At 43.1% G+C, this 14,122-nt stretch carries 10 protein-coding genes; 4 read left to right on the top strand and 6 right to left on the bottom strand.

Annotated elements, in window-relative coordinates; genetic code table 11:
• Nucleotides 1-23: 23 nt before the first annotated feature.
• The 3 genes from AB1A65_RS00730 to AB1A65_RS00720 form a co-directional block, all read right to left on the bottom strand.
• Nucleotides 24-2,234, bottom strand: coding sequence for a DUF5916 domain-containing protein (locus tag AB1A65_RS00730; RefSeq protein ID WP_366584618.1), 2,211 nt, complete (start codon nt 2,232-2,234; stop codon nt 24-26).
• A 201-nt stretch (nt 2,235-2,435) separates the two neighbouring features.
• Nucleotides 2,436-3,188: a LytTR family DNA-binding domain-containing protein gene (locus AB1A65_RS00725; RefSeq protein ID WP_366584616.1), complete on the bottom strand. Its 753-nt coding sequence runs from the start codon at nt 3,186-3,188 to the stop codon at nt 2,436-2,438.
• A 7-nt stretch (nt 3,189-3,195) separates the two neighbouring features.
• Nucleotides 3,196-4,263, bottom strand: a complete 1,068-nt coding sequence (locus tag AB1A65_RS00720; protein ID WP_366584614.1) for a histidine kinase — start codon at nt 4,261-4,263, stop codon at nt 3,196-3,198.
• Nucleotides 4,264-4,544: 281 nt separating this feature from the next.
• Between AB1A65_RS00720 and AB1A65_RS00715 the strand changes: the two genes are divergently transcribed.
• The 4 genes from AB1A65_RS00715 to AB1A65_RS00700 are packed head-to-tail and all read left to right on the top strand — an operon-like array spanning nt 4,545 to nt 10,039.
• The gene (locus AB1A65_RS00715) at nt 4,545-6,266 is read left to right on the top strand and encodes an IlvD/Edd family dehydratase (protein ID WP_366584612.1); all 1,722 of its coding nucleotides are present in this window, start codon (nt 4,545-4,547) and stop codon (nt 6,264-6,266) included.
• A gap of 14 nt (nt 6,267-6,280) precedes the next feature.
• Nucleotides 6,281-7,612 (top strand): GntP family permease, encoded by a 1,332-nt coding sequence (locus tag AB1A65_RS00710; RefSeq protein ID WP_366584610.1) that lies wholly within the window; start codon nt 6,281-6,283, stop codon nt 7,610-7,612.
• A gap of 4 nt (nt 7,613-7,616) precedes the next feature.
• A complete protein-coding gene (locus AB1A65_RS00705; RefSeq protein ID WP_366584608.1) occupies nt 7,617-8,450 on the top strand; it encodes a fumarylacetoacetate hydrolase family protein in 834 nt (277 codons plus the stop codon).
• Nucleotides 8,451-8,464: 14 nt separating this feature from the next.
• Nucleotides 8,465-10,039 carry an aldehyde dehydrogenase (NADP(+)) gene (locus AB1A65_RS00700; RefSeq protein ID WP_366584606.1) on the top strand — a complete coding sequence of 525 codons (1,575 nt, stop codon included), beginning with the start codon at nt 8,465-8,467 and terminating at the stop codon, nt 10,037-10,039.
• A gap of 180 nt (nt 10,040-10,219) precedes the next feature.
• On the opposite strand, the gene AB1A65_RS00695 is transcribed toward AB1A65_RS00700, so the two are convergent.
• The 3 genes from AB1A65_RS00695 to rpsO form a co-directional block, all read right to left on the bottom strand.
• Nucleotides 10,220-11,083, bottom strand: coding sequence for a sigma-70 family RNA polymerase sigma factor (locus AB1A65_RS00695; RefSeq protein ID WP_036382919.1), 864 nt, complete (start codon nt 11,081-11,083; stop codon nt 10,220-10,222).
• Nucleotides 11,084-11,395: 312 nt separating this feature from the next.
• The gene (locus AB1A65_RS00690) at nt 11,396-13,627 is read right to left on the bottom strand and encodes a polyribonucleotide nucleotidyltransferase (RefSeq protein WP_366584604.1); all 2,232 of its coding nucleotides are present in this window, start codon (nt 13,625-13,627) and stop codon (nt 11,396-11,398) included.
• Nucleotides 13,628-13,847: 220 nt separating this feature from the next.
• Nucleotides 13,848-14,117, bottom strand: coding sequence for a 30S ribosomal protein S15 (gene rpsO / locus AB1A65_RS00685; RefSeq protein ID WP_366584602.1), 270 nt, complete (start codon nt 14,115-14,117; stop codon nt 13,848-13,850).
• Between the last annotated feature and the right edge of the window lie 5 nt (nt 14,118-14,122).

The raw sequence follows: 14,122 nt of genomic DNA, 5'->3' as shown, positions 1-14,122 counted from the left end.
TGCTGTGGGTTATAGGATTTCTTTCATAACCAATACGTTACTTTGAGAACAATGGACCTGTTTTTGATTCCCAAACCTGTAGTATCGTGGTTTTCGTTAAAAATCAGAAAAATATCTGACATTGGGCTGTAGCGCCATTGCAAGCGGGAAAATGCACTGAAATTATCATTTCTGGAATTGTACTGGAGTACATTTGTTAAAAACAGCTTGTTGGAAAAACTGATATTTCCATTGAACCGAACCAGATGCAGATTGGCATTTCCATAGCCATCCGCCAAGCGAATGTCGTTATAGTCATAGGTGACCCCAAAGGTGCCCCATGGGCGAAACCGGAACGAACCTTGAATCATGGCGCCCAAGCGCGTACCATTATAAAAACTGCCATACCCGGTAAGGGTGTTCCAAACAAAAGTTTTGCGTTCATCAGAGCGGTATTGAACATCGAACCTTGAGAATTTGTAGTTGCCCACAGGGATCAGGGTGAATTCATCTCCGATCAATTCCGTGGGAAACAAAAGATTTACTTCTTGATTTCTGGCAATGAGGTTCATTCTGGCAGTGTTTCGATATTCAAAATCATAGGCAAAGTTGTTTTGCCGTTCATTTAATGTGCCGTCGTTGTTCAGATACATATTGTGCCAAGTTCGGATACCATGATAATTGAACCTTCTGTTCTCACGCTCTGGAAAAAAGAGGTATCGTACCCATGGATTAACCAAGGTATAGCCAACTCGAATGGTTTCTTCCGTTTCGGCATTGTAGTTTTCCAATCGGGGGTTTACCCCCAGTTCTGTAATGTAATTGTCGCCCACAACATTGTAGGTCCATCCAGATTTAAACCTTCTAGAATTGAAAGACCCCTCGAAACCATAAAAATGAGTTTCTCCAAGATTTTCAGGAGTGATGGAATTATGATACATGAAAGTTGTGTTGAGAGCACCACTTTCCGAAACATAACTGAACTCCAAGCCTAGATTTTTGGAATACTCCATTTCTGTAGTAGTACTGGTGGCCTGCCGATTGATGAACATTCCTTTGATAATGGATCGTTTCAGTACTTTTTGCTGAAAGGCCACCATACCATAATTTTGGGCCGCGAATTCTTCTGTACGGCGGGTTTGAACATCCATAACCCCAATGCGCAGGTTGGGTGTAATGTTTCCTGTTAGCCTTCCTCCAAAGTCAATGGGAATCACTTCACCATCATTGAGCCCTATTCTTCGGGAAAAGAAGGGTCTAATATCATATGTGCCGAAGTTAGCAAAGATGTCATTGTTCTCTAGAAAGAAATTGCGTTGTTCAGGTAAAAAGATATCAAACCGAGTAATGTTCGTTACCTGCTGGTCAACATCTGCGTTGGAAAAATCAGGAAACAAGGTTAAATCCAGATTCAAGTTGCTGGTTAAAGCCACTTTTACCTCACCCCCCAGATCACTGTTCAATTGGGCCTCGTTCTGTTCACTGTTCTCATAATCCCGAAGAGAGGAAGACGTAACATAGGGATTAAAAATAAAGGTTCCTTTGGCTTTTTCTGGACTTTGATCCCAAACCAAAGAACCCATGTAGTTCATGCCCACTCCATTGAAATTTACTGGAAATTGGGTCCACGTGCTGTACACATTGTTTCTTTTGTCCCCCCGAATAAAATTGATGCCCCATTGACGTTGATTGGCATTATATCTAAGGGTCTTGAAGGGAATGGAAATCTCAACTACCCAGTAATTTTCATATTGCACCGTTTTTGAGGCCCATTTATTATCCCAATTCTCCGAACTGTAGGTTTGTGCCCCTTCCAAGGTTAGAGTGCCCTCCATCTCAGCACCACCCGCGGTTACCCCAAACATAAAGCCACTCTGTTTAGTGTTTACCGGGTCTAGAGCCACTGTGAAATTATCACTTCCCCAAAAGTCCTCATCATTGTCGCGCACCAAGGACTGTACTATTCGTTTTCCTTCATCGTAGCATTTGGCCATCACATATAGATTTTGGTCGTCATAAGTTAATCGAACCTCTGTTTGAAATTGAGCCTCTCCTTCGTCAATGGGCCAATGATTTATGAAGTTAGTGGTCGTTCCATGTTCCTCCCATTCACTTTCTTCAACGAGCCCATCCAAAATGATGGGTGTTGATGTTCTTTTGATTTGATACTGATACCGTGTTCTGGTATCAGTGCCGTTTTGGGAAAACCCTACCATAACCCAAAGGAGTAAGGTCAGTGACCATAGTAATTTCATGCACTGTTCGTTTTTTGATGATAATCAAAGAACTATCCCTCAGTTTACATTCGCAAGGCGGCTTTGGAAATGTCAGGAGATTAGGTGCATACAACATTTGAGCAATCTCCAATGCCGAAAATGTGTGTTCGGGTGTTATTTAGGTTACAGAAGTGGCCTTGAAGGCTGATTTAAGGAATCCTTAACACCGTTTTTGTGAGGTCAAAGGGGATTATCCTGCAAAATGGTCATTACATGCGATCTATAATTTCGACCAATTGGGAGTTCTTTGCCATTCACTTCGGTCATTATGGTGTTGAAGGCGGTAATTTTATCCAAAGCGATAATAAAGGACCTATGGATACGCAAAAACTTGGTCTTGGGTAATTTTTCCTCAAGAGATCCAATGCGTTGTGTGGTTTGGATCTCTCCATCAGAAGTATGAATGGTAACCTTGTCATTCAAACTTTCCAAATATAAAATTTCAGATAAGTCCAGTTTTACTGTTTTCCGTTGGGATTTGATATAAAGGAGTCTGGGTTCGGGGTTTAATTTGGATATGGGATCCTTTGGTTGAAGTTGGCCCTCAACCATCCCTACTACATGATTCCCTGTCAAAAATTTGTTCACTTTGGCGATGGTCTTCATAAATCGGCCTAAGGATATAGGCTTTAAAAGGTAGTCTATGGCGTCTAGCTCAAAAGCTTTGACGGCAAATTCGCGATAGGCCGTAGTGAAGACTACCAAAGGAACGGGGTTGAGAGATTCCAAGAGTTCCAAACCATTGATTTTCGGCATTTTAATATCTAAAAAAACCAGGTCAATATTCCCTTTTTGTAAATGACAAAAGGCTTCAACAGCGTTGGAACATACGGCTACAACCTCCAAATTGTCCATTTGGCTGGCATATTTCGTTAGTACTTTTCTAGCCAAAGGCTCGTCGTCCACTATGATACATGTAATCGTTTTGTCCATAACCAGCTTATGAATTTACGTCACTAAGATCAATTTCCAACTTTACTGAAAATTGGTCAGGTTCCTGATGAATTTCCAAGTGATGTTTATCAGGGAAAAAAAGTGCCAATCTACGTTTTACATTCTTCAGACCAATGTTTTTATCCTCATCCAACTTTTCGTTTTGTTCAGTGGGAGCTTTACTGTTTTCCACTTTCAATTGAAGTTGTTGTTTGGTCAATTTTAGATGTATGTCGATAAAGGAATCATCAAGCAAAGTATCGGCCCCATGTTTAAAGGCATTTTCAACAAAAGGCAATAGTAACAATGGCGGGATAAAACTATTGCTGCTATCATCTTCAAATCTGGTTGAAATGGAGAGCTTGTCTCCATAACGCAATTGTTCCAATGCAACCAAGTTCATAAGTTCTTCCCATTCCTTTTGAACTGAAATCAAACGATCGTTGCAATCATATAGCATATAGTCCAAAAACTTGGAAAGCCCCAAAACGGCATCTGGTGTCTTTTCGGATTTTTCCAAGGAGAGAGAGTAGATACTGTTCAAGGTATTAAAAAGGAAATGGGGATGTATCTGGGCCTTTAAAAATTTAAGTTCAGATTCGATTTTTTCTTTTTCCAGTTCCTTATTGATTTGCTCTTTTTTATAGTAGAACCGTTGTAGTTTTATGGCCATTGCTACAAAAACTGGAGTATATACGCTCAAAAGTGAATTGATTACCTTGGGAAGGTACCAGACCGGGTCTTTCCAGTGTTCATCTTCAGGATTGAACCAATGATATAAAAACCTCCAGTTCATGTATCGGTCAATCAAAGCCATTGAAATAGCCAAAATAAGGGAGAGTAGAATATAGGTTGAGGTCCGTTTGGGATAGAGGTACTTGGGCATCAAATAGTACAAGGTAATGTAGGTGGGAATCAATTTCCATGGTAGTAGAAACAATAATTGCAGTGTTTCATCCCAATAATTGCTTCCCTCGTAGCTACCCCAAAAAATGGTATAGAACAAGATGTAGCCTACCCAAAAAAGTATGTGATAATAGATTCTATATTTAGTTCCAAAAAATCTTTCAATCATGTTCTGGCCCTCGTTTAAAGCCAATATGACCGCTTTCGAAACATATTTCTGGCCTTGGCTAACTTTGGGTGAAAATACAAAATAGGGGGCATGTTCGGTGCAACCATATGCAGATAGCAGGTTTTTAGGGGTAAACATCCGTATCAGCCCGTAAACGTATAGCTCGATTTTGCCGGGAAGAGGAACCGAGGAAATCACGATTAGCAATAATTTTGTTTGACTATGAATCCTTGTATTTTTATCGCAATCGATTGAGTATATTTAAACAATCATAGAAATTAATGAAAGCAAACAAGAAAAACCTGCGCAGTAAAGAGTGGTTTGGGGGCAATGATAAGATGGGATTTGTTCACCGTTCTTGGCTACGCAATCAAGGTTATCCCGATGATATGTTCAGGGGGCGGCCTGTGATTGGCATTTGCAATACATGGTCTGAATTGACACCGTGCAATGGCCATTTGCGGGAATTCGCCGAGATTGTAAAAAAGGGAGTGTTGGAAGCTGGGGGATTTCCTTTGGAATTCCCTGTAATGTCTTTGGGAGAGACCATTATGAGACCCACCACCATGCTCTTCAGGAATTTGGCCAGCATGGATGTAGAGGAATCCATTCGGGCAAACCCCTTGGATGGCATTGTTTTGTTGACCGGTTGTGACAAGACCACCCCATCTACCATTATGGGGGCTTGCAGCGTGGACCTTCCTACCATTGTGGTTCCCGGAGGACCCATGCTGAATGGAAAGTTTAGAGGTGGGGAAATAGGCTCAGGATCCTTCAATTGGATGATCAAGGAAAAACAAAAAAAGGACAAATTCACCGATGAGGATTTCTTAGAAGCTGAAATATGTGCTGCCCGAAGTGCAGGACATTGCAACACCATGGGAACAGCCTCGACCATGGCCACCATGGCGGAGGCGTTGGGACTCACATTGCCAGGGGCATCCGCGATTCCAGCTGTTGATGCACGGAAAAAAGTTATGGCCCAGCTTTCGGGAAGACGGATAGTGGAGATGGTGAATGAAGATTTGACCCTATCCAAAATGCTCACCAGAGAAGCTTTTGAAAATGCAATCGTGGTCAATGCAGCCGTGGGTGGCTCCACGAATCTCATTATCCATTTGATAGCCATTGCAGGCAGGATAGGAGTTCCCTTGAAATTAGAGGACTTTGATGATTTGGGAAGTAAGATTCCGCTGTTGGTCAACCTAATGCCTTCTGGAAAACACCTTATGGAAGATTATTTTTATGCGGGAGGACTCCCTGTAGTTTTAAAAGAATTAAAATCCAAACTCCACAGAACGGTCACTGCAAATGGGAAATCCCATCATGAGAATTGTGAAAAGGCAATTTGTTATAATCAGGAGGTGATTTCCAAGTATGAAACCCCGTTCCAAAAGGATGCAGGTATCGCGGTTTTAAAAGGAAACTTATGCGAGAATGGTGCTGTGATAAAGCCGTCAGCGGCCACGCCAGAGCTCATGAAACATCGGGGTAAGGCCGTGGTGTTTACCAGTATGGACGATTACCATGCCCGCGTGGATGACCCTGATTTGGATATTGATGCAGATAGTGTGATCGTGCTTCAAAATGTGGGGCCCAAAGGCTATCCCGGTATGCCGGAAGTTGGAAATGTTGACCTCCCTGAGAAGCTGATTATGCAAGGCGTAAAGGACATGGTGCGTATTTCCGATGGCAGAATGAGCGGTACGGCCTATGGAACAGTGGTTTTGCATGTCTCTCCCGAATCGGCGATAGGAGGGAACCTTGCCCTGGTTCAAAATGGGGATTTTATAGAGCTTGATGTGGAAAATAGACGCTTGCACCTTGATGTTTCACCGGAGGAGCTGGAAAAAAGAAGGGCCGTTTGGACTCCGCCAGAACCCCATACCGATCGTGGCTATGTAAAAATCTATCTGAACCATGTGGAACAAGCGGAAAAAGGAGCAGACCTTGATATTTTGGTCGGAGGCTCGGGAAGTAAAGTAAAGGGAGACCTACATTAAACCATCGCCAGTCTATGCTAGTTGTCTATTTACTATTGAGTATTGCCTTAATCATTCTAATGATTAATTACCTAAGGCTCCACCCATTTTTGTCCCTTTTTATGGTGGCTGTCTTTTTTGGTTTCGCAGCCGGAATGGATTATGGCCTCATTTTGGATACCATCAATGATGGTTTTGGAGGGACATTGGGCAAAATAGGCCTTGTCATCATCTTTGGAGTGATTATCGGAGCATTTTTGGAAAATACCGGTGGGGCATATGCCTTGGCTGAAGCAGTCATCAAGACTGTAGGAAAGAAGCGTGTCGCAGCCGCCATGGGAATCTTAGGATATTTTGTTTCCATTCCAGTTTATGCCGATAGCGGTTTTATTCTACTATCTCCATTGAACAAAAGTTTGTCCAAAAAAGCTGGTATCAGTTTGGCTGGGTCTGCGGTAGCCTTGGCAATGGGATTAACGGTTACCCATAATTTGGTTCCGCCAACCCCCGGGCCCATAGCCGCTGCAGGTATTTTGGGGGCCGATTTAGGTTTGGTTTTGGCTTTGGCCATTCCAATTAGTATATTGGCCTTGGTCATGGCATTGGTATTCGCCACAAAATTTGCGGCCAGGACATATATTGAGCCCAATCCCGATATTTCGCAGGAAAGTATTGACCAAAAAATGAAGACCGCACCTTCTGCTTTCAAAGCATCATTGCCCATTGTAGTTCCCATTATTTTGATAATGGTCAATTCAAGGATGAAAGCCATTGACGCACAGGAGATTACTGGATGGCAATCTTTCCTTCAATTTTTGGGAGAGCCGGTAATAGCATTGGTCATTGGAATGTTTTTGGCTTTTTCACTACCCAAAAAGCTAAAAAAAGAATTAATATCTACAGAGGGGTGGGTCGGGAAAGCCCTAAAGGAATCGGCCAATATTTTATTGATAACGGGAGCAGGAGGTGTTTTTGGAAAGATGCTGCAAAATTCAGGAATAGCTGGTGTTATGGGAGAGGCTTTAAGTGATTTGAACCTTAGCTTTTTCCTGCCATTTTTGATAGCTTCGGCTATAAAACTGGCTCAAGGATCCTCAACGGTAGCATTGATTACCACGGCATCCATTATGCTGCCCATGATGCCCAGTTTGGGAATGGAAAGTGAAATGGATAAAGCATTATTGGTGGTTTCCATAGGAGCCGGATCCATGGTGGTCTCCCATGCCAATGACAGCTTTTTTTGGGTAGTGACCCAAATGAGTGGAATGAACGTTGGCCAAGGCTACAAACTTCATAGTTTGGGAACTTTGGTCATTGGACTGACCTCGATAATTACAGTATTAATCATAAGTCTATTTGTAAATTAAAACCATGAAAGTTTATCGAACATCAAAAGGGATAGTACTTCAATCTGAAGGAAAATACTACTTGAGTGACGCAAGTTGGGATGATTTCATCAATGATGATTCCCTTTTTCAGAAGTGCAAATCCATTGTTAGTCAAAATCAACCCATTGAAAATGGTCCGGAACTGATTTCAGACCACTTGTTGAAGCCTATCGAGAATCAAGAAATTTGGGCTACAGGCGTTACGTACTACAATAGTAAAATGGGGCGACAGGAAGAAGCTAAAGAAGCCGGCGGAGGCGACTTTTACGAACGTGTGTACAATGCCGAAAGACCAGAGCTGTTTTTCAAATCAACAGCGGCTAGGGCTGTCGGACATTTGGATAAGGTTGCCATTAGGGAGGATTCCACTTGGGACGTCCCTGAGCCAGAACTCACACTTTGCATTACTGCAACAGGGAAGATTGTAGGTTATACCATTGGCAACGACATGAGCAGTAGAAGTATTGAGGGCGAAAATCCACTTTACCTACCCCAGGCTAAAAATTATGACAGGAGCGCCGCCATAGGCCCATGTATTCTGGTTACCGATGAACCATTTCCCCAAGATTCCAAAATTTATTTGGATATCGTGAGAAATGGGAACAAGGTTTTCTCGGGGGAAATAGGAGTAGACCAAATTGTACGGAAGTTTGAGGACATTGTTCAGTACCTTTACAAACATACGACCTATCCTCACGGATGTTTTTTAATGACAGGAACCGGTATCGTGCCAGATGCAAGCTTTACATTGGCACAGAATGATGAAATTAATATCACTATTGATAATATAGGAACATTAACAAACACAATCGGATAAATTAATCCCAAAACATGCAATTACAAGGCAAGAATTACCTAGGAAATGAGAAATCGGCCTTAGGGGCCAACACATTTTATGGAATTAACCCCAGTACAGGGGAAAATCTGGAGACAGCTTTCACCGAGGCAATTGAAGGAGAAATAAACATCGCCGTAGAAAAGGCAGAAAAAGCCTTCAAAGTCTATAAAAATAAATCGGGAGCAGAAAAGGCAGCCTTTTTGGATGCCATTGCTGATGAAATATTGGCCCTTGGCGACGCATTAGTGCAACGTGCCTGTGCAGAAACGGGGCTGCCCGAAGGAAGAATTACCGGAGAGCGGGGCAGAACCATGGGACAAATGAAATTGTTCGCAACCGTGCTACGGGAAGGTTCTTGGGTCGACGCACGAATTGATGAAGCCATGCCGGATAGACAACCATTGCCCAGAGTGGATATTAGGAGTATGCTACGTCCATTGGGGCCAGTGGCCGTTTTCGGGGCCAGTAACTTTCCTTTGGCGTTTTCTGTGGCGGGTGGCGATACTGCCAGTGCATTGGCGGCAGGTTGCCCTGTGGTGGTGAAAGCGCACCCAGCTCACCCCGGAACCTGTGAATTGGTGGCAGAAGCTATCGTTAACGCAGCTAAAAAAACTGGAATGCCTGATGGCGTGTTTTCCATGGTGCATGGTATTTCTCACGAAGTGGGTACTGCCTTGGTAAGTCACAATGGTATCCATGCAGTAGGATTTACTGGTTCTCTTGGAGGTGGTAGGGCTTTGTTTGATGCGGCCTCTAGACGAGCGAACCCAATTCCCGTTTATGCTGAAATGGGAAGCACCAACCCTGTATTTATTCTACCGGGTGCCATGGCCGAAAAAGGAGAGGAACTGAGTCAACAACTTCATGGTTCGTTTACTTTGGGTGTGGGCCAATTCTGTACCAACCCAGGACTTGTCATAGCCCATGAATCTGAGGAAACCAAATCATTTAAGAAGTCGTTGACCAATTTGGTGGAAGCATCCAGCTCGTCAGCCATGCTTACCTCAGGTATTCACAATGCCTTTGATGGTGGTGTAAAGGAGTTGTCGTCACAACAAGGAGTAGAATTCTTGGCCAAAGGTGCCGATGCGGGAGGAAATCATGGAAATGCCAATCTATTTGCCACCGAGGGTAAGAACTTTTTATCCAATACATTGTTGGAAGAGGAGGTTTTTGGACCATCAACTTTATTGGTGAACACTTCCGATACCAATGAAATGTTGGAAATAGCCCGAAACCTTCACGGTCATTTAACTGCGACCATCCATGGTACCGAAGAGGATTTATTGAATAATAAGGAGCTTATCGATATTTTGGAGGAAAAAGTAGGCCGTTTGTTGATCAACGGATTCCCGACCGGAGTTGAGGTGTGCCATGCTATGGTGCACGGTGGTCCTTATCCAGCTACTACAGATTCAAGGTCCACCTCTGTTGGAACCAAAGCTATTGACCGCTTTGCAAGACAAGTGTGCTACCAAAATTTCCCGGATGCCCTATTGCCTGATGAATTAAAGCAGGGCAATCCATTACAAATAATGCGATTGGTGAACGGGGAGAAAAAGAGATAAACTCTCGCCAAAACTTGATTGTATAAAATGAAAAAACTCCGGTAATCAGCCGGAGTTTATTCATCAATCAAAAAACGAACAGTCATGATAAACTGTTGTAGGTATCTAAATTACAATTTTCTTGCCAAAAAAAAAATTTAAGACGAGTTTAACTGTAATTTGCGGTGTAAATTTTACAATTTACCCCAAATAGGTCTTTAAAATCTTACTTCTGGACGTATGTTTTAGACGTCTGATGGCCTTTTCCTTGATTTGACGAACTCTTTCCCTGGTAAGGTCAAAAGTCTCACCAATTTCTTCCAAAGTCATGGAATGCTGTCCGGCCAAACCAAAGTAAAGCCTGATAACATCAGCTTCTCTAGGAGTTAAGGTTTCCAAAGCACGCTCAATTTCAGTGCGTAAAGATTCGTGCAACAACTCTTTATCTGGATTCGGGGATTCCCCACTTCGCAATACATCGTATAGGTTGGAATCCTCACCATCAATCAATGGAGCATCCATGGATACGTGTCGACCTGAGTTTTTCAAGGATTGTTTCACATCTTCCACCGTCATGTCCAATTCTTTGGCAATTTCCTCAGCAGAAGGTACACGCTCATGGGCTTGCTCCAAGAAAGCAAACGTTTTGTTGATTTTGTTGATGGAACCAATTTTGTTCAACGGCAAACGCACAATACGGGATTGTTCCGCCAATGCTTGTAGAATGGATTGGCGAATCCACCAAACCGCATAGGAAATGAACTTAAAACCGCGGGTTTCATCGAAACGCTGCGCAGCCTTGATTAGTCCCAAATTCCCCTCATTAATCAAATCGGGGAGGGTCAACCCTTGGTTTTGGTACTGTTTGGCCACAGAAACCACGAACCTAAGATTGGCTTTAGTTAATTTTTCCAGGGCCACTTGGTCTCCCGCTTTAATGCGCTGTGCCAACTCCACCTCCTCATCGGCAGTGATCAAATCCACTTTCCCGATTTCCTGCAAGTACTTGTCCAACGATGCGGTTTCCCTATTGGTAACCTGTTTTGTAATCTTTAACTGTCTCATCTAAATTTTCCCTTCAAATTAAGTTTTTGAACCGAAGCTCATTAGTTTATACGTAGAAAAAACCGAAATGTTACAATTTGGTAAAATTTATTTGTAAAAATTCTGATTGCCCGTAATCAATCCTATAAACAAAAAGCTGTCAGGTCGAGCGCAGTCGAGGCCTTATTTTTAAGAAGTTGAGTTGAATGACTTCTCGACTGGGCTCGAAGTGACAGGGCAATATGATTGATTTCGGATTATCGATAAGAATTCCTAAAAACAAAAAAAACCTCAGGATTTCCCCGAGGTTTTTACTATGTAAACAGAAAAGAGTTAATCCCTTCTCGGTTTTCTATCTCGGTCACGATTTCCGCCTCTACGGTCACCACCCCCTCTTCGGTCACCACCTCGGTCATTGCTACGAGGTCTTTCTTGGTATCCTTCGGGTTTTGGCAATAAGGCCTTTCTGGAAACTTTTTCCTTTCGGGTCTTAGGATCTATACCGAAGTATTTTACATCGATAACATCACCCATATTGACCACATCGGTTACATTTTCGGTGCGTTCCCAAGCCAATTCAGAAACGTGCAACAATACTTCGTTTCCAGGGGCATCCACGTATTCCACAACAGCACCAAAATCCAATAGTTTGATGACTTTTACTTCGTAAACGCTACCCACTTCAGGCTTGAACATTAAGGCATCAATTTTAGCCAATACGGCATTGATGCCATCTTGGTCCGTACCCAAGATTTCCACAATACCTTCTTCGGTATCTGGGTCTTCATTGATTACAATAGTGGTCTTGGTCGTCTTTTGAAGTTCTTGAATCACCTCTCCACCTTTACCGATAAGCGCTCCAATGTACTCACCAGGAATAATTTTGGTAACAATTTTTGGTGCGTAGGATTTTACCTCAGGTCTTGGCCGAGCGATGGTATCGGTCAATTCTTTTAGAATGTGCATTCTACCGTCTTTGGCCTGCATCAAGGCTTTTACCAAAATTTCATAGGAAAGGCCCTTTACTTTGATGTCCATTTGGCAAGCGGTAATACCATCTGCAGTACCAGTTACCTTAAAGTCCATGTCGCCTAAGTGGTCTTCATCACCCAAAATATCCGAAAGAACGGCATATTTGCCAGTTTCGGTATCGGTGATCAATCCCATGGCAATACCAGAGACTGGTTTTTTCAATTGCACCCCAGCATCCATCAAGGCCATAGTACCAGAGCAAACGGTGGCCATGGAAGAGGAACCGTTGGATTCCAATACTTCGGAAACCACACGAACCGTATACGGACAATCATCCGGAATCATCTTTTTCAAGGCACGTTGTGCCAAGTTTCCGTGACCTACTTCCCTACGGGAGGTACCACGGATTGGTCTTGCTTCCCCAGTAGAAAATGGAGGAAAGTTATAGTGCAAATAGAAAGTTTCCTCACCTTCAAAAGACGGCATGTCTATTTGATTGGCTTCACGGGAAGTTCCTAAAGTTACGGTTGCCAATGCCTGGGTTTCGCCTCTGGTAAAGATGGCAGAACCGTGTACGGATGGCAAGTAATCCACTTCGCACCAAATAGGTCGAATATCAGTGGTTTTACGTCCATCCAAACGCAAACCTTCCTCTAACGTAAGGTTACGGACGGCTTCTTTTTCAGCTTTGTGGTAGTATTTGGAAACCAATCCACCTATTTCCTCCAACTCTTCATCGGAGAAGGTAGCCTTGATTTCTTCTTTAATTTCCTCAAAAGCAGCACTACGCTCATGTTTAGCAGAACCGGCTTTGGCTACGGCATATACTTTATCGTAAGCCATGTCGTAAATCTTCTTCTGAAGTTCTTCGTCTTCAACTTCGGGTTCGTATTCACGGGTTTCTTTCTTTCCGAAAGCTTCGGCCAATTTCAGCTGAGCTTCGCATTGCACTTTAATGGCTTCGTGGGCAAATTTGATGGCCTCTACCATTTCCTCTTCGGAAATCTCAGACATTTCCCCTTCAACCATCATCACAGAATCTGCGGAGGCACCAATCACCATGTCAATATCCGACTCATCCAGTTGCGCTCTGGTAGGATTGATGATAAATTCACCATTCACACGTCCTACACGAACTTCTGAAATGGCACATTCAAAAGGAAAATCTGAAAGTTGAATGGCAGCCGAAGCGGCCAATCCGGCCATGGCATCGGGCATAACCTCTTCGTCATGCGACATCAATTGGATCATCACCTGCGTTTCAGCGTGATAATCTTTTGGGAACAACGGGCGCAATACCCTGTCCACCAAACGCATGGTCAGTACCTCACCATCGCTGGGTCTGGCCTCACGTTTAAAGAATCCGCCGGGATAACGTCCAGCAGCGGCAAATTTTTCGCGATAATCCACCGTAAGGGGCAGAAAATCAACGTCGCTTTGTTTGTAGTTAGAGACAACGGTACACAATAACATGCACTTGCCTGATTGGACAACCACAGAACCATGGGCCTGTTTTGCCAATTTACCAGTTTCGATAGAGATTTCCCTACCGTCACCAAGGTCAATGACCTCTTTAAAAGTTTTTGGAATCATACAAATAATCTTACCCGCGCAATAGATGCGGGTCGTTAAACATTTGGTCTACCGCCATCCGGACGGTCGGGTTGTGTTGTTGTTGTGTGTGCCTTTAGGCACTGACCAATGAAAAACTATGTGAAGCTTTTTGTGTTTGCCCAATTTGCAGCTTGGGACTTAGGGTCGTTGGAACTCGTCCAACGAAAACAAAGGGGAAGCCAAAGCCTCCCCTCAATTTTTATTTTCTAATATTCAATTCTTTGATCAAAGAACGATATTTTTCAATGTCTTTTTTCTTTAGGTAATCCAAAAGACTACGTCTTTTACCTACCAAAGCTACCAAAGAACGCTCGGTGTTATAATCCTTATGGTTCTTTTTAAGGTGTTGTGTCAAGTGGTTGATACGGTGCGTGAACAATGCAATTTGCCCTTCCGTAGAACCGGTGTTGCTCTCAGAGCCGCCGTGTTTCTTGAAAATCTCGGCTTTAACTTCTTTTGTTAAATACATTCCAA

The organism is Allomuricauda sp. ANG21 (assembly GCF_040705235.1).
In the GTDB taxonomy this organism is placed as follows: domain Bacteria; phylum Bacteroidota; class Bacteroidia; order Flavobacteriales; family Flavobacteriaceae; genus Flagellimonas; species Flagellimonas marina.
Note: the sequence above shows the minus strand (reverse complement) of the source record. Positions and strands in the feature narration are given on the sequence as shown.